This window comes from Streptomyces sp. Edi2, assembly GCF_040253635.1.
Taxonomy (GTDB): Bacteria; Actinomycetota; Actinomycetes; order Streptomycetales; family Streptomycetaceae; genus Streptomyces.
On the sequence record NZ_JBEJGX010000003.1, the window covers coordinates 1,079,546 to 1,101,700 of the forward strand.

Annotated in this window: 19 protein-coding genes, 1 pseudogene and 2 riboswitches; of the genes and pseudogenes, 7 read left to right on the forward strand and 13 right to left on the reverse strand. The window is 71.2% G+C overall.

Annotation, left to right across the window (positions count from 1 at the left end; all coding sequences use genetic code 11):
- Window positions 1–24: 24 nt before the first annotated feature.
- Window positions 25–1,164 carry an EamA family transporter gene (locus ABR737_RS08180; RefSeq protein ID WP_350249516.1) on the reverse strand — a complete coding sequence of 380 codons (1,140 nt, stop codon included), beginning with the start codon at window positions 1,162–1,164 and terminating at the stop codon, window positions 25–27.
- A gap of 117 nt (window positions 1,165–1,281) precedes the next feature.
- Window positions 1,282–1,812, reverse strand: a complete 531-nt coding sequence (locus ABR737_RS08185) for a Clp protease N-terminal domain-containing protein (protein ID WP_350249517.1) — start codon at window positions 1,810–1,812, stop codon at window positions 1,282–1,284.
- Between the two features lie 300 nt (window positions 1,813–2,112).
- Here ABR737_RS08185 and ABR737_RS08190 point away from each other — a divergent pair, with 300 nt between their 5' ends.
- Window positions 2,113–2,541, forward strand: a complete 429-nt coding sequence (locus ABR737_RS08190) for a type II toxin-antitoxin system Rv0910 family toxin (RefSeq protein WP_350249518.1) — start codon at window positions 2,113–2,115, stop codon at window positions 2,539–2,541.
- Between the two features lie 88 nt (window positions 2,542–2,629).
- Here ABR737_RS08190 and ABR737_RS08195 read toward each other — a convergent pair whose 3' ends face one another.
- Both ABR737_RS08195 and ABR737_RS08200 read right to left on the reverse strand, forming a co-directional pair.
- Window positions 2,630–3,274, reverse strand: a complete 645-nt coding sequence (locus ABR737_RS08195) for a PadR family transcriptional regulator (protein WP_350249519.1) — start codon at window positions 3,272–3,274, stop codon at window positions 2,630–2,632.
- Window positions 3,275–3,645: 371 nt separating this feature from the next.
- A complete protein-coding gene (locus ABR737_RS08200; RefSeq protein WP_350249520.1) occupies window positions 3,646–4,602 on the reverse strand; it encodes a LysR family transcriptional regulator in 957 nt (318 codons plus the stop codon).
- Between the two features lie 89 nt (window positions 4,603–4,691).
- On the opposite strand from ABR737_RS08200, the pseudogene ABR737_RS08205 reads away from it, so the two are divergent.
- A pseudogene (locus tag ABR737_RS08205) lies at window positions 4,692–5,533 on the forward strand (alpha/beta fold hydrolase).
- Between the two features lie 178 nt (window positions 5,534–5,711).
- Window positions 5,712–6,533, forward strand: a complete 822-nt coding sequence (locus ABR737_RS08210; RefSeq protein ID WP_350249521.1) for a PhzF family phenazine biosynthesis protein — start codon at window positions 5,712–5,714, stop codon at window positions 6,531–6,533.
- 119 nt (window positions 6,534–6,652) lie between these two features.
- Here the strand turns inward: ABR737_RS08210 and ABR737_RS08215 are convergent, their stop codons facing one another.
- A complete protein-coding gene (locus ABR737_RS08215; protein ID WP_350249522.1) occupies window positions 6,653–7,495 on the reverse strand; it encodes a CPBP family intramembrane glutamic endopeptidase in 843 nt (280 codons plus the stop codon).
- Window positions 7,496–7,668: 173 nt separating this feature from the next.
- Here ABR737_RS08215 and ABR737_RS08220 point away from each other — a divergent pair, with 173 nt between their 5' ends.
- On the forward strand, window positions 7,669–9,453 hold the full coding sequence (locus ABR737_RS08220) for a substrate-binding and VWA domain-containing protein (RefSeq protein WP_350249523.1): 1,785 nt from the start codon (window positions 7,669–7,671) through the stop codon (window positions 9,451–9,453).
- Between the two features lie 61 nt (window positions 9,454–9,514).
- On the opposite strand, the gene ABR737_RS08225 is transcribed toward ABR737_RS08220, so the two are convergent.
- Window positions 9,515–11,068, reverse strand: coding sequence for a glutamate-cysteine ligase family protein (locus ABR737_RS08225; protein ID WP_350249524.1), 1,554 nt, complete (start codon window positions 11,066–11,068; stop codon window positions 9,515–9,517).
- Window positions 11,069–11,636: 568 nt separating this feature from the next.
- Here ABR737_RS08225 and ABR737_RS08230 point away from each other — a divergent pair.
- Both ABR737_RS08230 and ABR737_RS08235 read left to right on the forward strand, forming a co-directional pair.
- Window positions 11,637–12,227 carry a hypothetical protein gene (locus ABR737_RS08230; protein WP_350249525.1) on the forward strand — a complete coding sequence of 197 codons (591 nt, stop codon included), beginning with the start codon at window positions 11,637–11,639 and terminating at the stop codon, window positions 12,225–12,227.
- 344 nt (window positions 12,228–12,571) lie between these two features.
- Entirely contained in the window at window positions 12,572–12,766 is a 195-nt protein-coding gene (locus ABR737_RS08235) for a DUF5999 family protein (protein WP_182496663.1), read from the forward strand.
- Window positions 12,767–12,887: 121 nt separating this feature from the next.
- On the opposite strand, the gene gcvP is transcribed toward ABR737_RS08235, so the two are convergent.
- Window positions 12,888–15,773: an aminomethyl-transferring glycine dehydrogenase gene (gene gcvP / locus ABR737_RS08240; RefSeq protein ID WP_350249526.1), complete on the reverse strand. Its 2,886-nt coding sequence runs from the start codon at window positions 15,771–15,773 to the stop codon at window positions 12,888–12,890.
- Window positions 15,774–15,833: 60 nt separating this feature from the next.
- Window positions 15,834–15,960: riboswitch (glycine riboswitch) on the reverse strand.
- A riboswitch (glycine riboswitch) is annotated at window positions 15,961–16,058 on the reverse strand. It lies immediately after the preceding riboswitch.
- A gap of 114 nt (window positions 16,059–16,172) precedes the next feature.
- On the opposite strand from gcvP, the gene ABR737_RS08245 reads away from it, so the two are divergent.
- The gene (locus ABR737_RS08245) at window positions 16,173–16,562 is read left to right on the forward strand and encodes a PRC-barrel domain-containing protein (protein ID WP_336054270.1); all 390 of its coding nucleotides are present in this window, start codon (window positions 16,173–16,175) and stop codon (window positions 16,560–16,562) included.
- Here the strand turns inward: ABR737_RS08245 and ABR737_RS08250 are convergent.
- The 6 genes from ABR737_RS08250 to ABR737_RS08275 form a co-directional block, all read right to left on the reverse strand.
- Window positions 16,466–17,932, reverse strand: a complete 1,467-nt coding sequence (locus ABR737_RS08250; RefSeq protein ID WP_350249527.1) for a DNA polymerase IV — start codon at window positions 17,930–17,932, stop codon at window positions 16,466–16,468. The genes ABR737_RS08245 and ABR737_RS08250 overlap by 97 nt on opposite strands.
- Before the next feature lie 65 nt (window positions 17,933–17,997).
- The gene (locus tag ABR737_RS08255; RefSeq protein ID WP_350249528.1) at window positions 17,998–18,603 is read right to left on the reverse strand and encodes a MerR family transcriptional regulator; all 606 of its coding nucleotides are present in this window, start codon (window positions 18,601–18,603) and stop codon (window positions 17,998–18,000) included.
- A gap of 187 nt (window positions 18,604–18,790) precedes the next feature.
- Window positions 18,791–19,264, reverse strand: a complete 474-nt coding sequence (locus ABR737_RS08260) for a bifunctional nuclease family protein (RefSeq protein WP_006606439.1) — start codon at window positions 19,262–19,264, stop codon at window positions 18,791–18,793.
- Between the two features lie 56 nt (window positions 19,265–19,320).
- A complete protein-coding gene (ftsR, locus tag ABR737_RS08265; protein ID WP_093493101.1) occupies window positions 19,321–20,067 on the reverse strand; it encodes a transcriptional regulator FtsR in 747 nt (248 codons plus the stop codon).
- Window positions 20,068–20,084: 17 nt separating this feature from the next.
- On the reverse strand, window positions 20,085–20,933 hold the full coding sequence (locus tag ABR737_RS08270) for a double zinc ribbon and FHA domain-containing protein (protein WP_350256717.1): 849 nt from the start codon (window positions 20,931–20,933) through the stop codon (window positions 20,085–20,087).
- A 118-nt stretch (window positions 20,934–21,051) separates the two neighbouring features.
- Window positions 21,052–22,155: a DUF881 domain-containing protein gene (locus tag ABR737_RS08275; protein WP_350249529.1), complete on the reverse strand. Its 1,104-nt coding sequence runs from the start codon at window positions 22,153–22,155 to the stop codon at window positions 21,052–21,054.

Here is a 22,155-nt window from a genome sequence, read left to right on the forward strand (position 1 = left end):
CGCCGCGCGACAGCCCGACAGCCCCTAAGAAGTCGAGGATGCCGAGGTCGGGGATGCCGGGGAGACACCGCTCCCCGGCACGCCGGCGTCCGCCCCGTCCTCCACTCCCGTGCCCGGTCCGGCGTCGGCCACCCGCACGGTCTCCGTCGCCTTCGGCTTGGCCGACTGCGCGATGAAGGCGCCGGCCAGCACCACCACTCCACCGACGATCTGCGGCGCGGAGAGGTGTTCACCGAGCAGGACCCAGGCAAGGACCGTCGCGATCACCGCCTCCAGGCAGGCGACCACCCCGGCCACCTGCGGCGAGAGCCGGCGGATCGAGACCACTCCGGTGAGGTACGCGGCCACCGTCGCGATCAGCACGATCCAGGCGAGCAGCAGCACAGCGGGCACCCGGGTGCCGTTCATCTCCGCGCCGCCGCCGAGCACCGACCAGTCCATGCCCCAGGGCCGGGCGATCACGGTGAGGACGGCGGCGCCGGTCAGCAGGCCGTAAGCGATCACGCCGAGCGGGTCAACGGTGTCGTCGCCGTCGGTGCCGTGATCGGAGAGCACGAAGTAGCCGACCTGGCAGCAGGCGGCGCCGAGCGCGAGAGCGAGCCCGAGGGCATCGAAGCTCAGCCCGGACCAGACCTCCACGACACAGGCCAGTCCGCCGACCGCCAGCACCACGCCGACCGCGGCGGCACGGCTGACCGGCCGCTTCTGAACGAACCGGACCCAGCCCAGCACGAGGGCGGGCGCCAGATACTCGATGAGCAGCGCCACACCGACGGGGATACGGGAGAGCGCGGCGAAGTAACAGGCCTGTACCCCCGCGACGGCGAGCAGTCCGTAGCCCGCGAGCAGCGCGGGGCGGCGGCGCGGCAGGTCCCGGTGGCGCCAGGCGAGGGGCAGCATGACCAGCGCGGCGCCGGCGACCCGCAGCCAGGTGACGTGCAGCGGTTCGAGACCGGCGGATATCAGGGGCTTGGCGGCCACGCCCGAACCGCCGAAGGCGAGCGCGGACAGCAAGGCGATCCCGAGGCCGGCGCCCCGCCCCCGGGGTGATGCGCCACGGCCCGCCCCGAGATCGGGTAGTGACGACTGGGCCTCCCGGGACCCGGATATTCCCTGACCCGGACCGGTCGCTGGACCCGCCTGGTTCCCCGATGACGCGTGCATCGGGTCATCATGGCAGCCGCCGTCAGCAGTGACACCCCCGATGCCCCTGTCCCTTGCCCTGCCCTTCGCCCCTGCCCCTTTGTCCTGCCCTTCGCCCTGCCCGGGCGGTGCTCCCCGTCACTCGCAGCCGGCGCGCTCCCCGTCCAGACGGGCGGCGAGCCGGCCGGTGTCGACGGAGGCCCGGCGCAGCACTTCGACGGCCCGGGATTCGGGGTCGTCCACCAAAGCGGCGAGCAGGTCGAGGCAGCCTGCGCGGGTGTCGTAGCGGGCATGGGCGCGGTCCAGGGCGCCGTCCATGGCGGCGGCCGCGGCCGGCGACCAGCCGGGGACCCCGCCCTCGGCGACCATGGGCACCGCGCCGGAGTCCTCGATGGTCCCGTGCCATTGGAGTCCGTAGCCGATGCTGCGCTGGACGAGGTAGCCCAGCAGGCGGGCGACCTGCGGGGGGCCGTCGAAGGCGTCGCGTACGGCGGGGTCCGATTCCAGGAGGCCGTGCAGCAGATGCGCGGTGTCGACCTGCCGGTCCCCGTCGCGGGTGGCCCGCCTGCGGGCGGCGGATACGACGGTGGCGAGTTCGACGGTGAGCAGGCTGTCGAGCTCGTCCTGGGCGGGCCCGTCGCCACCACTGTACGCAGTACGGTTTTGCACAGCACCCACCCCACCAGCCCCTGAGCACCGGAACATCCCCGGCGGGAAGCATTTGTACATCCCACGATGGTTGGGCACGGCCGCACACGATCTCATCCTTACGGAGGAGATGCGGGGAAATCGTGGAGGCCGGACATGCGAGCCCGGGACGGCCGCTTGCACGTCGCGGCCGCCCCGGACAGGACTTCGCAGATTTCTGATGACCCATCAGCAAGAGCCGGTCATCTGTATTGAACCTTCACCCTCGTGCGGCTAGGTTCCGCGGCATCAGCCAGGGACCGTCACCGAAGGGGTGATCGCATGGCCGAAGTGACCGCGCAGGCCCGTATCGAAGCGCCGGCCGGGAAGGTCTGGGACCGGCTCACCGACTTCGACTCGTACGGGGAGTGGAACGCCACCCACACCGCCTTCCCCACAGGCGGGCCGGAATCGCTCGAGGTCGGCGCGGCCTACGAGGAGAACATGAAGCTGATGGGCTTCCCCGCCGAGGTCGTCTGGACCGTGCGGGAACTGGAGCCCGGCCGCCTCCTCGACATTCAGGGCAAGGGCCCGATGGGGGTCAGCCTGGGGATGCGCTACGAGCTCGTTCCGGACGGCGGGGCGACGGCCGTGCGGATCGACGGGGCGTTCACCGGCGCCGCGGTCTCGCTCATGGCCGGCAAACTCAAGGACTCGGCGGGCGCCGCACTGAACGAATCACTGCGCAGGCTCGCCGGCCTCGTCACCTGACCCTCCGGGAGCCGCCCGCACACTCCGGCCCCCGAAGGCTCCGACACCGCAGCAGCTTCCGCTGCCGCGACCTCCGCCCCGCGCTCGCTCAGTCCTCCTCGGCGAGGATCAGGTACAGCTCCTTGCGCGCCCTGTTGACCACCGCCATGGCCTTCTCCCGCTGGGCGGGACTGCCCGTGGCCCACACCTGACGGAATGCCTCGACCAGGCCGCTGCCGGCCTTGCGGATCTCGTTCATCGCCTCCCAGTCGACGCCGCGGCCGGCGTCCTCCCAGGGGGCGTCCGAGCCACTGTCGGCCTCGGTGCGCCCCGCGTCGGTCAGCGAGAACAGCTTCTTGCCGCCCTCGCTGGCGCTGGTGATCAGCCCCTCGTCCTCGAGGAGCTGCAGCGTCGGGTAGACCGAGCCGGGGCTGGGCTTCCACGCCCCGCCGCTGCGCTCGGCGATCTCCTGGATCATTTCGTAGCCGTGCATCGGGCGGTCCTTGAGCAGCGCCAGTATCGAGGCGCGCACATCGCCGCGCCGCGCCCGGCCGCGCGGTCCGCCGCGCCCCCGCCCGCCCATGGGCGGCCCGCCGAAGGGCGGGCCCCCGAACGGCGGGCCGAACGGGCCGAAGGGGGAACGCCTCCGCTCGCCGCCCGGGAAGTCGCCGCGGCCGCCGCGGCCGCCATGGTGGCCGGGACCGCAGCGCTCGTGTCCGTGTTCATGTCCGTGCTCGTATCCATGGGAACGCATGAGGGCGTCCTCCCATTCTGTCGTTGATCGGTCGCGATACCTCAACGATATATCGGGACTGTTCGTCGAAGCAAGGCCCCGAGTGGAGTTGGTGTGACCTGTGCGTCGCGCACCGGATCCACAGGTTCGAACTGCGTGTCCCCACTCGGCCCCGGTGAGCGGCACATGAGCCTGCCGTTGAGGGAAAAGGCCCGGTCCGTTCAGTTGGCGCAAGGACGGTCAGGGCTTCGCGGGCTGGTACCACTCGGCGACAGTGCGGGATCACGTGGGTGACGAGTCATGGCTGGGTCGGTTGTTGGCGTCCGGCCCGCGCGGCCCAGGCTTCGGCGAGCCGGCACGGTGTGCGGTGGACCCGGTCCGCGGCCGAACCCTCAGGGGGCGGCTGACGGAACCGAACCCGACCCCCGTGGGCCGCCCAACCGCCGGTCGAGCGCGGCACCGGCGTCCGGGCAGTTCCGGCGGACGGTGTCGAGGAAGGCGCCCAGCACCGGGGAGCGGTCCCGGTCGGCGAACGACAGGACCAGGTCGGGCAGCGCCGTGCGCGGAGTCACCTCGCAGAACCAGACGCCCGGGCGCGGGGTGGCCGAGATGCGGGAGGGCCCGAGACCCACGCCGACGCCGCAGGCGGCCAGGCCGATGATCGTGTGCACGTCCCTGGCAAAGGTCGCACCGTCCACCGCGTCGTCGCCCAGCAGGGTGCGCAGCCCGGCGGTGACCGCGGGCTCGTCCTCCCCGGCGGCCACGATCAGCGGCTGCCGCCGCACCTGGTCCACGCTCACCGACGCCTGACCTGCGTAGGGGTGCGTGCTGCTGACGACGGCGATCAGGTGGTCATGCCCGATCGGGACGGACACCAGGTGCTCGGCCCCGGTGCCTCGTGGCGGACCCAGGGTGACGGCCGCGTCCAGCTCTCCGGCGATGAGTGCGGTGGCGCTGCGGCTGGATGCCATCTCGTGCAACTCCAGCCGCACGTCGGGCCGTTCGCGGCCGAACCTGCCCAGGACGTCGGGCAACGGGTCGAGCAGCGCGGAGGCGATGAAACCCAGGCGCAGCCGCCCCGTCTCGCCGCGCGCCGCCCGGCCGGCGTCCACCGTGGCCGCCGTCATCTCCTCCAGTGCCCGCCGCGCCCGGGCGAGGAACGCCTCACCCGCGCCGGTCGGGAACACCCCTTGCCGCGTGCGGTCGAACAGCCGAGCCCCGATCTCGCGCTCCAGGTCGGCGATCTGTTTGGACAGCGGGGGCTGCGCGATGCCCAGCGCGCGGGCCGCCCGGCCGAAGTGCGCGTGCTCGGCGAGGGCGAGTGCGTACCGCAGATGCCGCGCCTCCATGGGCCTCCTTCATACATGGAAAGTATCGCCGCCCGGCGTGCCATATCTTCCGCTGGATGACGCAGCCGTCGCCGACTGGGATAGCAGCCATGACAACCTCCCCGAACACCGAGGTGAACGACACCGTCCTCGTCCTCGTCCACGGCGCCTGGCACGGCTCGTGGCAGTGGGCGGCGACGCAGCGCGCACTCGCCGGTCTCGGTGCCGCGAGCGTGGCCGTCGACCTGCCCGGGCACGGCTTCGACGCCCCCCTGCCCAGCGGGTACCTGCGGCCCGGTCAGCCCGATCTCCTGACCGAGAAGTCGCGGCTCGCCGACGTGACGATGGACGACTGCGCCGATGCCGTCCTGGACACGCTGCACCAGGTCCGCCACTACGGCCGCGTCGTGCTCGTCGCCCACAGCGCGGGCGGCGGCCCCGCGTCGCTGGCCGCGGAGCGCGCGCCCGAGCTGGTGGACCGCATCGTCTACGTCTCCGCGTACGTTCCCGCCGGCCGCCCCCGGTTCGTCGACTACCTCGCCGCCCCCGAGAACGCCACCGCACGGGGACAGAGCCTCCCCCTCGGTGATCCCGAGGCGCTGGGCGGCATCCGCATCAACCCGCTCTCGCCGGACCCCGCCTACGTCGAGGAGCTGCGGCAGACCCACTACCACGACACGCCCGCCGACTGCTTCGACCGCTGGCGCTCCGCGCTCAGCCCCGACCTGCCACTGGCCCTCGCGTCAACTCCGGTCACCCTGACCGGGGCACGGTGGGGCCGCATCAAACGCACCTTCCTGCGCTGCGCGGAGGACCGGGCACACAGGACCTGATGATCGCGGAGGCCGACCGGGCCATGCCGGGCGAGCCGTTCACCGTCCACACCCTGCCGGGCAGCCACAGCCCGTTCGCCGCCCGGCCGCGAGAACTCGCCGAGGCCCTGGTCCGGTGAACGGCACGCGGTTCCTGCTGCCGGTGGTGCCGAGTGCGACCTTCGTGCGGCTGCCGGCACAGGTCAACCTTGTGCCGACGGTGCGCCACGAGCAGCCACGACCGTCCCCGCCCTCTGTGGCCAATTCCCTCGGATTGGCCTTGGCCTGCGGCTTTGCGGCACCTCTACGCTCGCGGCCATGAGGATTCGTATCGTCGACGCCTTCAGTGCGCGTCCGTTCGCCGGAAACCCCGCGGGAGTCGTGCTCCTCGACGCCGCCGCATTCCCCGATACGGCCTGGCTGCAGCAGGTCGCCACCGAGGTCAACCTCTCCGAGACCGCCTTTGCGCACCCGCTGCCCGAGGGCGAGGACGCCGACTGGGCGCTGCGCTGGCTCACCCCGGCCGCCGAGGTGAACATGTGCGGGCACGCCACACTGGCCACCGCACATGTGCTGCACACCACCGGGACGGCCACCGGGACCGTCCGCTTCCGCACCCGGAGCGGGGTGCTGACCACGACGGCCGGCGCCGGCGGGGCGATCACCATGGACTTCCCTACCGCCCCGCTCACGCCCGTCGAGGTGCCGCCGCTCGTCGCGGACGCCCTGGGCGCCGAGATCCGCTCGGCGCACGACACCGGCCCGGATGTCGGGGATCTCCTGGTGGAGCTGGCCGACGAGAAGTCCGTACGGGCGCTCGCCCCGGATCTCAAGGCGCTGGCCGGACACGGCGGCCGCGGCGTGATCACCACGGCGCGCGCCGAAAACCCCGGCGGCGGCTATGACTTCGTCTCGCGCTGCTTCTTCCCCGGGGTGGGTATCGACGAGGACCCGGTAACGGGCAGCGCGCACACCGCGCTCGCCCCGTTCTGGTCGGCACGCCTGGGCCGTGACGCGCTCGTCGGCCTGCAGGGCGCCGCCCGCACCGGCTTCGTACGCACCGAGCTGCGCGGCGACCGTACGCTGCTGACCGGCTCGGCGGTCACGGTCATCGACGGCGAGCTGCTGGTCACCGGCTGAGCCGGACCGGGTAACAGCGGTCCCTGAGGACCGTCCCGTAGCCCCTGGCGGACGCAGGGATTACGGGTCAGTCCTCGGGTGCGCGCCCGGCGCCGGCGGTGACCCGCGCCTCGTCCGTCTCACGCCGTCGGCAGCCACCCCACATGCCCGGCGAGCACCGCATAGCCGACGAATGCCACGGTGTCGATCAGGGCATGGGCGGCGACCAGCGGCCCGACCCGCCCCCAGCGCCGGTAGAGCAGGACGAAGATCACGCCCATCACCATGTTGCCGACGAAGCCGCCGATGCCCTGGTAGAGGTGGTAGGAACCGCGCAGCAACGAACTGGCCAGGAGCGCCGCCAGCGGGGACCAGCCCAACTGCCCCAGTCTGCGCAGCAGATACCCGACGACAATGACCTCCTCCAGGACGGCGTTCTGCACCGCGGAGGCGATCAGCACCGGGATCTTCCACCACACCGCGGGCAGCGCCTCGGGGACCACCGTGAGATTGAATCCGGCCGCCCGCGCACCCAGATAGAGCAGCAGCCCGCTGCCACCGATGACGGCAGCCAGCCCGGCCCCGCGGCTCAGGTCGAAACCGGGCCGCCGCCGGTCGAAGCCGATCGCCCGCAGCCCCCCGGCCCGTTCACGCAGCAGAAAGTGTGCCACCAGCACCACGGGGACGAGGGCCGTCGCGATACCGAACAGCTGCCAGGCGAGATCCAGCCAAGGCCGCCCTGGCGCATGCGAGCCGTTGAGCGTCGCCGCCTGGTGCTTGAGGCCGCCGGGCTTGGTCAGCGATCCGATGAAGCTGATCAGCGCCGACACCGCGCTGGCGCCCAGCGAGAGGGCCAGGACGATCAGCGTCTCGCTGCGCAGGATGCTCCGGGACGGCTCCTCGGCCACGCCCGTTCCCGGCCCCGCACCGGTCCCTTTACCGGGAACGTCCGCATCAGCCACGGGACTTGTATCCGACTGCACGCTTCCTCCACTTCCGCATTACCGCCTCTTCGCCACCACCGCCCCGCTAGGGTCTCGGCAGCAGCTACGAAGATCGCGCGCGACAGGCCGGGGACGGGCGCCATCCACGTGGCGCGCTTCCCCTCTCCCCATCGAATCCCGATCGAGCTCCGAGAAGGAGAGGCGCTACCGCAATGGGACGACACAGCTTGCCCGACGGCTCCGCACCGGAGCGCACGGGGGCCCGCTCAGATGCACGCCGGCGCACCCTCGTCCTCTCCACCGGCCTGGTGCTGGCCGTCGTCGCGGGCTCGGTGGTGGCGCTGCGCAGCGGTCTGCTCCCGTTCGGGGACCCGTGCGACGGCCGGTCGGCGCGGCTCGACGTGGCCGCCTCGCCCGATATCGCCCCGGCGCTCGACGCGGTGGCCAAGACTGCCCGCGAGGACGCGACGCGCACCGACGGCAGATGTCTGGACGTCAGGATCACCGCGCGGGCTCCGGGCGACGTAGCCGACGCGTTCGGGCAGCGGCCGGTCAACCCTGAATTCCAGGTATGGATACCGGATTCGAGCCTGTGGGTGGACCGGGTCGACGCGGAGCGTGGCACTCCGCTGACCGCCGCGAGCACCATCGCCTCATCCCCGATCGCGCTGGGCGCCGTCCCCGGTGCCGCCGGCTCGCTGGGCTGGCCCGGGAAGACCTACACCTGGACGAAGCTGATCAGGGCCACGACCTCTGGCGACGCGCCACGCCTGGGCGTCGCCGACCCGGCGCGCAGCGCCACCGGGCTGCTCGCGCTGGACCGGATCGGCGCCGCCAACGCCAAGGACTCCCAGGACAGCGGCGAGGCCGGCACCCGCACCGCCGCGACGGCCAAGCTTCTCCACCAGCGGATCGCGGACGGCGACGGACAGGCCCTGGCCACCCTGCCGCGGGACGGCTCCGGTGCGGAGCAGGGCAATCCGCGCCGCAACCAGGCGCTGCTGCTGTCGGAACAGGCCGCGTATGCCCACAACGCCGCGGCGGGCGGCGGCCCCCGTCTGGACCTGTTCTATCCCCAGGACGGCACGGCCCGGCTCGACTACCCGTACACCTTGGTCGACGACGCGGAGATGAACCCCGAGCAGACCCGTGCCGCCAGCCGTTTCATGACGCTGCTGGGCGAGGCCGACGGACAGCGCACGCTGCGCCGGCACGGCTTCCGGGCCGGCAACGGCGAGGCGGATGCGAAGGTGGTCACCGCGGCCGGCGGGCGCGCCCCGCAGCCGTACTCCGCCGCCCCCGCCGATCCGCCGACCGTCAAGGAACTCCAGGCGGTGATGGGCAGGTGGACGGTCACCGTCCAGAACCTCCGCCTGACCACGGTCGTGGACGCCACGGCGTCGATGGGCGTCCCCGTCCCGGGCGGCGGCGGCCGGTCCCGGATGGATCTCGCCAAGCATTCCCTGCTCCAGGCGCTGGCCACCTTCACGCCCGAGGACGAGATCGGGCTGTGGGAGTTCGCCACCTTCCTGGACGGCGACAAGGACTATGCGGAGCTGTCCCCCACCGGCCGCCTCGGCGACCGGGACCCGTCCGGCGGCACCCACCGTGATGCCCTCACCGCCGCGTTCGGCTCGCTGGCCCCGGTGCCCCGTGCCGCCGGCGGCCTGTACGACACCACGCTCGCGGCGTACCGGGAAGCCTGCACCACGTACACGAGCGGCAAGCTCAACTCCCTGGTCATCGTCACCGACGGGGCCGACGACGCCGGCGGCATCGGCCTCGACACCCTGGTCGGCAAGGTCAAGGAGCTCTTCGACCCCAAGAGACCGGTGCCGGTGATCGCCCTCGCGATCGGCCCGGCGGCCGACACCGCGGCCCTGGACCGCATCGTGGCGCCGACCGGCGGATCGGCCCACCGGGTCGGCGACCCGTCGCAGATCCACCAGGTGCTTCTCAAGGCCCTGATGACAGCGGGCGGCAAGGGGCCGCGCTGAGCACCGCGCGCGAGGACCGGGCCCCGTCCCGCCGTACCCCCGGGTACGCTCCGCCGCCCCGCTACATTCCCTCGGTCGCCGCCTCCTGTGGCTCCCGTACGACGGGCCGCCGGCCGACCGGCCAGGCGACCGGCCAGGTGTGCACCGGCTCCCCGGTGTGCATCAGCTCGCTGTAGCGCCGGGTCATCGCGGCGAGCGCGGCCTCCCGGTCCAGGCCCTGCCGCCGGGCGTGCCGGCAGGCCGCGGCTTGCCAGGACGCGCCGTTGACCCGGCGCCGGCAGCGTTCCTCGATGATGCCGAGGTAGTGGTCACGGTCGGCCGGCTCCACTCCCCAGGCGTCCAGCCCGCGGGCCGCCAGGGGCAGCAGTTCCCGGCGCACCAGCCGTACGGCCGGGATGTCGGTGATCCCGCCGGCCCGTCCGGGGCGGGGCCAGTCAAGGGTGGCGTCGATCCCGTACCGGCAGGCGGCGTCGAAGTTGCGGGCCGCGGCGGCGAACGGGAGCCGCGACCAGAGGGGCCGCGGCTCCTCGGCCAGCGCCCGTACCAGCCCGTAGTAGAAGGCGGTGTTGGCGATGACGTCGGCGACGGTGGGTCCGGCCGGCAGCACCCGGTTCTCGACCCTCAGATGCGCAACCCCGTCGGCGACCGCGTAGACGGGGCGGTTCCAGCGGTAGATCGTGCCGTTGTGCAGGACCAGTTCGGCCAGGTCGGGGGCCCCGCCCTCGTCGAGGACCCGCAGCGGCTCCTGCGGTCCGCACATCGGCAGCAGCGGCTGGAAATAGCGCAGATTCTCCTCGAACAGGTCGTAGGCAGAGTCGATCCAGCGCTCGCCGAACCAGGTCCGGGGGCGTACCCCCTGGGTCTGCAGTTCGGGCGCCCGGGTATCGGTGGCCTGCTGGAAGACCGGCGGCCGGGATTCGCGCCACAGCTCACGGCCGAAGAGGAACGGTGAGTTGGCGCCGACGGCCACCTGCACGGCGGCGATGGCCTGTGCCGCGTTCCAGACGGCGGCGAAGCGGCCCGGTGTCACCTGGAGGTGCAGCTGGACCGAGGTACAGGCGGCCTCCGGCGCGATGGAGGGCGAGCGGGAGACCAGATGCTCGACGCCCCGGATGTCGAGGGCGAAGTCCTCGCCGCGGGCCGCCCGCATCTGGTCGTTGAGCAGGACATAGCGGTCATTCTCGGAGAGGCTGGCGGCCGTGAGGTCGGTGGCGTGCAGGGTGGGCAGGATGCCGATCATCACGATCCGGGCGGCGACCTCGCGGGCCTTCCTTTCGGCATAGGCGAGTCCCGTACGGAGTTCTTCGGCGAGCTGGTCCAGGACCCGGCCGCTCAATCGGTGCGGCAGGATGTTGACCTCTAGATTGCACTGGGCGAGTTCGGTCTGGAAATCACCGCTGGCGATGCGCTCAAGAACTTGAGAGTTCATCATCCGGGGCAGCCCGTCGGCGCCCGCCAGATTGAGTTCGATCTCCAGGCCCATGAGATTCTTGGGCCGGTCGAACCTCTCCTCCTCCAGGAGCCTCCGCAATCCCGCAAGGCACTCGTGGAGCTTTCTTCGATAACGCTCCCGGTCCGCCAGGTCGATCCCGTCCGCGGCGACCTTCTCCCCCATCGAAGGGTCCCTCCTCGAGTGAACGGCCCGTGATCACGGGCCGCTTGGGGCCTTCCCCGACTGCGGCGGGGCTCACGCTACGGTCGATGATGCCCCGGCAATCTGATCGATAACGCCGCGGCGGCACGCCGGTACCGATAGGCTCGAAGTGGACCGGCCTCCGGCACCTCCCTCAGGCATATCTCGGTGGCGATCGCCTTCCGCATTTCCGCCGCGAGAAATACCGACGAGATCCGGCCTACCGCGCCGCCGCAGGAATACGAGGCAGCCCCGTAAAAGCGAGGCACAAAGCGGAAGAAAGCGCCTCACACAAGGGTCTGGATTTCCCCTTGCCCGAAATCCACAAGGCCGGTAGTCGAAACACTTTCAGAACATACGTCGTATAAACTCCGCTTACGAGGCAGAGACTTGGCGCCCAGCGTCCCGGTGTTTCCACCGGCACGGGGGCACAGCGACTGACCTCGCCGGGCCGCAGCCCCGGCCGGCCACGCTCTGACCCCGCACGCAGACAGCGTCGTTTGCACCCTGCCAGGCTCCACCGTGTCTCCGAAGTGAGAGGCGACCCACCATGCCGCTGCACCTTCCCCCTGCCCCCACGCCTGCCCTGCGCTGCGTTCTCGCCGCCCTCGGCTCCCCCACCGCGGTCCGCGAGGCCCCGGTCTCCGCGCTGCGCGCCCATCAGGGTCCGCTCAGCCCCGACCACCCGCTGCCGGTCCACGTCTGGGAAGACGTCAGCCGGACGGGCGGTGTGCCGCGGACCCGCCTGGCCGGCTGGCGTTTCCTGGTCCGCGGCGGGGAGCGGGCCGTGGCGACCGCCGAAGCGGTGCTCACCGCGGACGGCTGGACCTTCGCACGGTTCTGCGGCGGCCCCTATCTCGCCGCGACCGAGCAGGCACTGTCGCAGGCCGAGTCGCTTGCCACCCCCTACCAGCCGCGACTGCTGTCCGTACCCGAGCTCTACATGCTCACCCTCTGGCTGCACCACGACCTCACCTCGGACGGCACCGAAGGACTTGCCGCGCCCGGCGACCTGCTGGTGCCGCTGGCGCCCGCCCCGCCGGGGATCGCCGCGCACCGTCCACAGCGCATCGCCGACCTGCTCCCCCGGCTCACCCTCCGCCTCACACCGGCCACCCCGCTCCTCGCCGAACCCGCCTGAACCCGCCCTCCGGCCCCGGTTCTCCCCGGTGGGCACCGGCGCCCGTCACCCGGCATGAGCATGCCCCGCGGCCCCTTCGGGCCACGGGGCGCTCTGTCGCGCTCACCCAGGCGGGCTAGTCCGCGGCTACCACTCCCAACCCGCTTGGGGAGGAGTGCAATTGGGAGCAACCGCCCGCACGGGTGACGCGTCCGTATCGAGTGAGTACCGCTGCTGCGAAATCCCTGCGGAATCCCCTCCGTGGGGCAACACTGGGACCGACCGATGGAAACGGGGGAGCGGCCATGCACAGCTCATCGAGCCGCACAACGACGTTCACCACACCGCAGCGAAAGACAACCTCCATGTGCCAGCACCAACCGCCATGCCCGTCAGCCGACTCCACCGACCGGGAGGCCGCACACCTTGTGGCGCACCACCCGGAGCAGGGCTGGAGCCTGCTCTGCAACGGCGTCCTGCTCTTCGAGGACACCGGTGAGCTGCTGCCGGACGGGCAGGTCATCGCCCCGCACCGCACTCGCGCCACCGCCGCCGCCTGACCCGCGAGCGGCACGCACCACAGGGCCCCCGGCAGATCTGCCGAGGGCCCTTGAATGTTGCGGTGCATCCGCCGCGGTGCATCCTCGCCCGGAGCAGTTGCCCTGACTCAGATGCCGTGACTCACTTGTCGTACGCGTCCAGCGGCGGGCAGGAGCAGACGAGGTTACGGTCGCCGAAGGCACCGTCGATGCGCCGCACCGGCGGCCAGTACTTCTCCGAGGCCTCGACACCGGCCGGGAAGACGGCCTCCTCGCGGGTGTACGGGTGCGACCACTCGCCACCGAGCGCGCCCGCGGTGTGCGGGGCGTTGCGCAGCGGGTTGTCGTCCTTGTCCCACTCCCCCGTGCCGACCTTCTCGATCTCCGCACGGATGGCGATCATCGCGTCGCAGAACCGGTCCAGCTCGCCGAGGTCCTCGCTCTCGGTCGGCTCGATCATCAGCGTGCCGGCCACCGGGAACGACATCGTCGGCGCGTGGAAGCCGTAGTCGATGAGCCGCTTGGCGACGTCGTCGATGCTCACGCCGGTCGCCTTGGTCAGCTGCCGCACATCGATGATGCACTCATGCGCGACCAGACCGCCGGGGCCGGTGTAGAGCACCGGGTAGTGCGGCTCCAGGCGCTTGGCGATGTAGTTGGCGCTCAGCACCGCGACCTGGGTGGCGCGCTTGAGGCCCTCGCCGCCCATCAGGCGGACGTACGCCCAGGAGATCGGCAGGATGCCGGCCGAGCCCCAGGGCGCCGCGGAGATCGGTCCCACGCCCGTCTCGGGGCCCGCGCCGGGCTGCAGCGGGTGGTTGGGCAGGTACGGCGCCAGGTGGGCGCGTACGCCGACCGGGCCGACGCCCGGGCCACCGCCGCCGTGCGGGATGCAGAACGTCTTGTGCAGGTTGAGGTGCGAGACATCGCCGCCGAACTTGCCGGGCTCGGCGAGGCCGACCAGCGCATTGAGGTTGGCGCCGTCGACGTAGACCTGGCCGCCGGCGTCGTGCACCGTCGCGCAGATCTGGGTGATGTGCTCCTCGAACACGCCGTGGGTGGAGGGGTAGGTGACCATCAGGACCGCGAGTTCGTCACGGTGCTTCTCGATCTTGGTGTGCAGATCGTCGGCGTCGACCTCGCCGTCCTCACCGGTCTTGACGACGACGACCTTCATCCCGGCCATCACCGCGCTGGCGGCATTGGTGCCGTGCGCGGAGGACGGGATCAGGCAGACCGTGCGCTGCTCGTCACCGTTGGCGCGGTGGTAGGCACGCACCGCCAGCAGGCCGGCCAGCTCGCCCTGCGATCCGGCGTTGGGCTGGATGGAGACCTTGTCATAGCCGGTGACGGTGGCCAGCCGTTCCTCCAGCTCCTGGATGAGCGTGAGATAGCCCTGGGCCTGGGCGGCCGGCGCGAAGGGGTGCAGCTGCCCGAAGGCGGGCCAGGTGACCGGCTCCATCTCGGTGGTCGCGTTCAGCTTCATGGTGCAGGAGCCGAGCGGGATCATGCCGCGGTCCAGTGCGTAGTCCTTGTCCGCGAGGGTGCGCAGGTAGCGCAGCATCGCGGTCTCGGAGCGGTACTGGTGGAAGACCGGGTGGGTGAGGTAGTCGTCGCTGCGCAGCAGGTCCTGCGGCAGCGTCTCGGCGGCGGCCGCGTCCAGCTGCTCGACGTCGCCGTGCACCCCGAAGGCGCCCCAGACGCCGGCCAGCTGCGCACGCCCGGTGGTCTCGTCGCACGCGATACCGACGAGGTCGGCGTCGACCTGCCGGAGGTTGACCCCGGCCTCGCGGGCGGCGGCGACGACCTCGGCCGCCCGGCCGGGCACCCGCGCGGTCAGCGTGTCGAAGTACGCGCCGTGCACGATTTCCACCCCGCCGGCCCGCAGGCCTTCGGCGAGGACCGCGGCGTAGCGGTGGGTGCGGCGGGCGATCGTCCGCAGCCCCTCGGGGCCGTGGTAGACGGCGTACATGCCGGCCATGACGGCGAGCAGCACCTGCGCGGTGCAGATGTTGCTGGTGGCCTTCTCGCGGCGGATGTGCTGCTCGCGGGTCTGCAGCGCAAGGCGGTAGGCCTTGTTGCCGTCGGCGTCGACGGAGACGCCCACCAGACGCCCGGGCAGGCTGCGGGCGAACTGGTCGCGGACGGCCATGAAGCCGGCGTGCGGCCCGCCGAAGCCCATCGGGACGCCGAAGCGCTGGGTGGTGCCGACGGCGATGTCCGCGCCGAGCTCGCCGGGCGAGGTCAGCAGCGTCAGGGCGAGCAGATCGGCGGCAACGGTGACGACCGCGCCCAGCTCGTGGGCCTGCTCGATCACGGCGCGCGGGTCACGGACCGCACCGGAGGCGCCGGGGTACTGCAGCAGCACGCCGAACACACCTCGCTCGGCGATCTCGGCCGGGATGCCGTCGGACAGGTCGGCGACCACGACCTCGACGCCGGTGGGCTCCGCACGGGTCTGGATCACGGCGATGGTCTGCGGCAGACAGTCGGCGTCGACCAGGAAGATGCCCTGCTTGACCTTGCCGACCCGGCGGGAGAGCGCCATCGCCTCGGCGGCCGCGGTGCCCTCGTCCAGCAGCGAGGAGCCGGAGGTGGGCAGACCGGTCAGCTCGGCGACCATCGTCTGGAAGTTCAGCAGCGCCTCGAGGCGCCCCTGCGAGATCTCCGGCTGGTAGGGGGTGTAGGCCGTGTACCAGGCCGGGTTCTCCATGACATTGCGCAGGATCACCGGCGGGGTGAACGTGCCGTAGTAGCCGAGTCCGATCATGGACGCCAGCACCTGGTTGCGGTCCGCGAGGCCGTGCAGCTCCTGCAGCACCTCGGCCTCGGTACGGGCCTGCGGCAGCCCGAGCGCCTCCGCGCTCTTGATCACATCGGGAACGGCGGTGTCGGTGAGCTCGTCCAGCGATCCGAACCCGATGTGCGCGAGCATCTTCGCCTGCGCCTCGTGGTCGGGACCGATGTGCCGCCGCTCGAAGGGGGTGCCGCGTTCCAGCTCGGTCAAGGAGATGCGATTGGTGGTCATCTGCGGGGGCCTCCTGGTCGTACGACCTACGAGGGGCACCACGGCACGGGTGCCCGGACGGCCTCCCCCTCTGTCATCTCAACCTGAGAGCTTCACCGGCCCGCGCGAGGCGGCCCGGCTTTCACCGTCGGTGAGGAGGGGTCCCGGAGCTGTGCCTTCCGCGGCCCGCCCTGCTTTCCAGAGTGACCTCGCCCACGCGGTACGTGTGCCTGAGAGATTCCGGGGAGGATTTGCTCCTTCGGCGCCCTCGCCGCGAACGACAAAGGACTCTCCCGCACGGGGTCAGCGGCCATTGGCCAGCCTACCAGCGCCGCACTCGAAGGATCCTTCGAGTGGCCAGGGCATGAAATGTGCCGTTTGGTTGTTGTCAGAGGGCAGTTGCGACCAATTGGAGGGACCGTGCAAACCGATATCGATCCCCGGAGCCTGATCGGCCGCAAAGCGTTCGACCGTAACGGCGCCAAAATAGGCACGATCGACGAGGTCTACCTCGACGACGCGACGGGGGAACCGGAGTGGGCGGCCGTGCGCACCGGACTCTTCAGCCGGGACGCGTTCGTCCCCCTCGAACCCAGCAAGATGGTCGGTGAGGGCCTGCACATTCCTTACGACCGCAAGCTGATCAAGGACGCGCCGGACTTCGGCGTCGGCCGCCATCTCTCCCCTGAGCAGGAACTTCAGCTCTATCACCACTACCGACTGGATATCTCCTCCCCGGCCTCCGACCCGGTGTCCTCGCCCGGCTCGGGTGACAAGGACTTCGGCAGGATCGCCGGCTCGGACGACTGACCGTCCGCCGGCCCCCCGCCCACCAGCGGCAGGGGCTCCCCCGGCCGCAGCGCCGGATCCTCGACAGCAAAGGTCCGCACCCTCCCCGGTGCGGACCATGGCGTTTCGAAGCGTACGGTCACCCTCCCCACCCCGCTCCCCTGCACCCAGCCCGCGCCGTACTCGTCGTGCACCACGTCCAGTCCGGGATGCCAGCGCCGCGGCCGGTCCTCCTCGGCCTCCCGCGCCGCGGCCGCGCCACCGGACAGCTCCGCCGCCGCCCGCGCGGCCTTCTCCGCCTCCGCCGCCTCCCGCTCCGTCGCCACCTGAGCGAACAGGTCTTCCTGTGTGAAGTCGGCCAGGCCGCTGACCCCCACGCCCAGCAGCCGCACCCCGCCGGTGGTGTCCACCATCTCCAGCAGCCGCACGGCGGCCTCCCGTATCACCGCGGGGTCGTCGGTGGGCCCACGCAGCGTCTCGGAGCGGGTCAGCGTCGAGAAGTCGTAGTTGCGCACCTTGACGACCACCGTCCGCCCGGAGCGCCCGGCGGCCCGCAGCCGCTCCACGCAGCGGTCCGCCAGCCGCAGTACCTCGCTCCGCACCCGCGCCCGGTCGGTCAGATCGACCTCGAAGGTGTCCTCGACCGAGATCGACTTCGCGTCCCGCTCGGCCACCACAGGACGGTCGTCCCGCCCCAGCGCCATCGCATACAGCCCGGCACCGTGCGCCTTGCCCAGCAGCCGCACCAGCTCGGCCTCGCCGGCCTCCGCGGTCTCCGCGACGGTGTGGATCCCGGCCCGGCGCAGCGTCTCGGCCGTCGCGGGCCCCACCCCGGGCAGCGTCCGCACCGTCATCGGGCCCAGCAGCTCCCGCTCGGTACCGGGCTCGATCACCACCAGACCGTTCGGCTTGGCCGCCTCGGACCCGATCTTCGCCAGCATCTTGGCGCCGGCCAGCCCCACCGAGCCGGTCAGACCCGTGGCGGAGCGGATCTCGCGGCGCAGCCGCTCCCCCACGGCCCGCGCGGCGGCCGTCCGGGGCGGCACCCCGCCCGCTTCCAGGTCGACGAAGGCCTCGTCCAGGCTCAGCGGCTCCACCAGCGGCGACAGCGCGTGCAGCAGCTCCATCACCGTGTCGCTCACCTGGCGGTACAGCGAGAAACGCGGGGTGAGATAAGCGGCGTTGGGGCACAGCCGCCGCGCCTGGGCCGTGGGCATCGCGGACCGGACCCCGAACACCCGGGCTTCGTACGACGCCGTGGAGACCACCCCGCGCACGCCGATCCCGCCGACCACCACGGGCTTGCCGCGAAGGCTCGGCTTCGCCGCCTGCTCGGCGGCCGCGAAGAACGCATCCATGTCGAGATGCAGGATCGTCGGTGCGGGTCTCACATCTCCGATGCTGCCCCATGCCACTGACAATCGGCCCGTGCCGGGCCGATGATGCCGCCGGGGACTCAGCCCGCCCGGTTGCGCCGCCGCGCCAGCTCGTCGTGCGGGTTCTTCCCGATCAGGGTCTCGCCGGTGTCCACCCGCTCCCCGTGGAGCTGTGACAGCACGCCCTCCACGTCCCGCCACACCACGCCCACGGCGATCCCGAAGACGCCCTGGCCGCCCTGGAGCAGGTCCACGACCTGGTCGGGCGAGGTGCACTCGTAGACCGTCGCGCCGTCGCTCATCAGCGTCATCCGCGTCAGATCCGCCAGCCCGCGCGCCCGCAGGTGCTGGACGGCGGTGCGGATGTTCTGCAGCGACACCCCGGTGTCCAGCAGCCGCTTGACGATCTTCAGGACCACGACGTCCCGGAAGCTGTAGAGCCGCTGCGTGCCGGAGCCGTACGCCGGCCGGATGCTCGGCTCCACCAGGCCCGTACGCGCCCAGTAGTCGAGCTGCCGATAGGTGATGCCCGCTGCCGCACAGGCGGTCGGGCCGCGATAGCCGATGTTCTGAGCCTCGCAGTCCCCCGACACCGCCGCGGCCGGTGCCGGGGCAGGGTTCGCTGTTGCGCCCGAGTGGAGCGGCAACGCCCCTTCCGCCGCCATACCGTCGCCGGTGATTGCCACGCCGCCCTCCGTCCTCCACGTCCCGGACGGGACCTGCCACATCGACGGTATGCAGTCACTCGGGGTGCGTCAACGATCGCCGCGCTCGCCACGCCGAGTGATAATCACCCTACGAGTGGTTTCTCGTGACCCCGCACGGGGAACAGCTAGAGGTTTGGCCGGAAACAGGCGGTTCGCCTGGCCGGTATTACTGGCTGTTGGTCCCGAAGTCCTCGGGCGAGATCTGGTCGAGGAACTCGCGGAACTTCTCCACCTCGTCCTCCTGCTCGTCCGGGATGGCGATGCCCGCGTCGTCCAGCACACCGTCGGTACCGAAGATCGGCGTTCCGGTGCGCAGAGCCAGCGCTATGGCGTCGGACGGACGCGCGCTGACCTCGACTCCGCTCGCGAAGACAAGTTCGGCATAGAAAACCCCCTCGCGCAGATCCGTGATGCGGACCTGCGTCAGCTCCTGGCCCACCGCTTCGAGCACATCCTTGAAAAGGTCATGCGTCAGCGGCCTGGCAGGGACCATGCCCTGCTGGGCAAAGGCGATGGCGGTGGCCTCCCCTGGCCCGATCCAAATGGGCAAGTATCGGTCGCCTCCCACCTCCCGCAGGAGCACGATCGGTTGGCTGGAAGGCATTTCCACCCGGACACCCACGACGTCGAGCTCGTTCACACAGCAACCCTAGGACGTGCCCGGCCGGTTTGGGTAGTCGGGCACTCGTTTGCTCACTACAGCCGGACCCGCAAAGCGCTCTGCACCAGTGCCGCGTGCAGCCGTACGGACAGCGTCGCCAGCTCTCTGGCGGTGGCTTCGGCATGGGCCCTGGTCTGCGGATTACGGTGCCGCCGAAGGGGTGCAACGACCTGCTCGACCAGGCCCGCCTCGCGCTCGGCGGCCGCCTTCACGGCACGCAGATGCCGCGGTTCCAGACCGAAACGGCCCAGGTCCGCAACGAGCTTGGCCACCGTGACGGCCTCGATGTCGTATCCGCCCTCCGCATGAGGGACGATGAGTCCGTAGGACTCCCAGTCGGCGAGGGCCGCCTCGTCCACCTCCGCGGCGGCCAGCAGTTCCGCCCGGCCGATGCGGGCAGCCGTGGGGCGCTCCTCACCCGGCTCGTGCACGCCTTCGACGAGATCGCGGGACGGCGTGGCGGGAGCGGGCAGCTGCACCCGCTCACCGCGCTCCAGGGCGTCCAGATGCTCCCGGATGACCTTCAGCGGCAGATAGTGGTCCCGCTGCATCCGCAGGACGGCGGCCAGCCGCTCGACGTCCGCCGCCGTGAATTTGCGGTATCCGGAAGGCGTGCGCTTCGGCTCGACCAGCCCCTCGGCCTCCAGGAAGCGGATCTTGGAGATGGTGACCTCGGGAAACTCCTCGCGCAGCAGGGTGAGCACCGTGCCGATGCTCACCGGCTTACCGTCCGAGGAGGCGGCGCCGGCAAAGCCGGCACCGCCTTTCGGTGTATCGCGCATATGCCTTCCCCGGCCGGTCAGATACCGGCGCCTCGCTGGCTGGCGTAGAAGACCAGGCGGAACTTGCCGATCTGGACCTCATCGCCGTTGGCAAGGGTGACGGAGTCGATCCGCTCGCGGTTGACGTAGGTGCCGTTCAGGCTGCCGACGTCGGCGACCGTGAAGAGCCCGTCCGGACCCCGGCGGAATTCCACGTGACGGCGCGAGACCGTCACATCGTCGAGGAAGATGTCGCCCTGCGGATGCCGGCCCGCCGTCGTCAGCTCACTGTCCAGAAGGAAGCGGCTGCCCGAATTCGGACCGCGGCGGACGACCAGCAGCGCCGACCCCAACGGAAGGGCGTCGACAGCCGCCTGGGCCTCGGGAGACAGCGACGGCGACAGGTTCTGGCCCGTCGTCTCCGAGTCGTAGGCCTCCAGCCCCGAAATGGAGATCGTCGAGGTCGTCTCGGACGCCCGCTCGGGCTGTGCGCCCGGACGCAGCGGCGCACCACAGTTGGAGCAGAACCGGCTCGCCTCGGGATTCCGGTTCCCACACCTCGTACAAACCGGCAAGGACGACCCTCCACCCGTGGGTGCGGCTGATGATTCCTGGGAACCTATGCGGCCGGCACCGGAGGGGTCAACAGAACCCGCGCCGTACCCCCCGGACGGACCGCTGACCTCGTCACGGAAGAGCGGACGGTCCTCCGCCGCTCCGCTCTCGTCGGACCGGCCCGACGCACGGTGCCGCGCGGAGCCGCTGCCGCCATCCTGGCGCGCGCTCTTGCCGAACAGCTTTCCAAACAACTTCACGGGCGATTCCCCTTGAACGACATAGACCCGCCCGTGGGGCAGGACGAACCCTCGATGCACACACCGGCCGATCCGGACATCCTGTGAACGTCCGTGGCCTTCAGACAGTTTCCACCACACACCACACGCACGGTGCGTCGACCCCCCGCTACCTCATGCCCTCGCCGGGCACTCGACATACGTGTACGCCTCACTGCGATGACGACCGAGCGTAGTCAGGCCGCTTCGCCTCTCGCAAGGCGTCCACAATGATCTTCTCCTCACGGGTCACAGACACCTTGGCCTGCTCCTTTTCCAGCGTCTGGACCACTCCGCCGGGGATGTTCAGCGCCGGTTCCAGATCCTGCGGCTTGCCGATGACCTTGAAGCGGTACGGCTGCACCACACGCTTGCCGTCGATCCCCACGCCACCCCGGAGATCCGAGAGAGAAGTGTTGGCGACGACCCGGACATCATTGACCTGGATGGCCTCGGCGCCGGCCGCCCGCAGCTCCTGGATGGTGTCCAGCAGCTTGTCCGCCTCGACGGAGTGCGTCGGGTCGTCGATGGTCAGGTTGATGCCGGGCCCTTGCGCCGCGACGGTCCCGGCCAGCACGCCCAGCTGCTGTTCCTTCTCCACGGTCTGCTTACGGGCCTCCTCGGCCTGGTCCGAGCTGTTCGCCAGCTCGGTCTTCTGCCCTTCCAGGCGCCGCTGTTCGTCGGTCAACCGCTGGGAGCGATTGTCCAGCTCATCCAGAATGCGCACCAAGTCCTCCTGACGCGCACCCCGCAGCGCACTGCTGTCACTTGTGGAACGTACCTGAATCGCCAGGCCGAGGCCGAGAATGAACAGGAGCAACGCAACGATCAGTTGAGCCCGGGTCACCCGCGGCGGCCACAGACTCGCCACCAGCCGCTCCCGACCGCCCTTCGGGCGCTCCGCACTCCCGTTATCGGCAACCGCCTCCGGAGTCGAGGAGTCTGCCCCTTTGTCGGCCTTCTGTCCAGCACTGTCCGGTTCCGGAGCTTCGGTATCTTCCTCGGCCTCCGCCCACTCCGGAGTGCTCCGGCTCTCGGGCGGCATCGGCCGCCGGCCGGACGGGCCGCTGCCCTGGTCCCGCTCCGGCGCTTCCTCCGGCTCGGTCTTCTTCTCGGGCTCCGGCGTCTTTTCGGGCTCCGGCTGCTTTCCGGGCTCCGGCTTCTTCTCAGGCTGCGGCTGATCCGGCTGGTCCGCCTGATCCGCCCGCGCCGGCTGCTCCGCCTGCTCAGAGCACTCCGGCTTCTTCTCCGGCTCCGGGATCTCGTCCGTCGACAT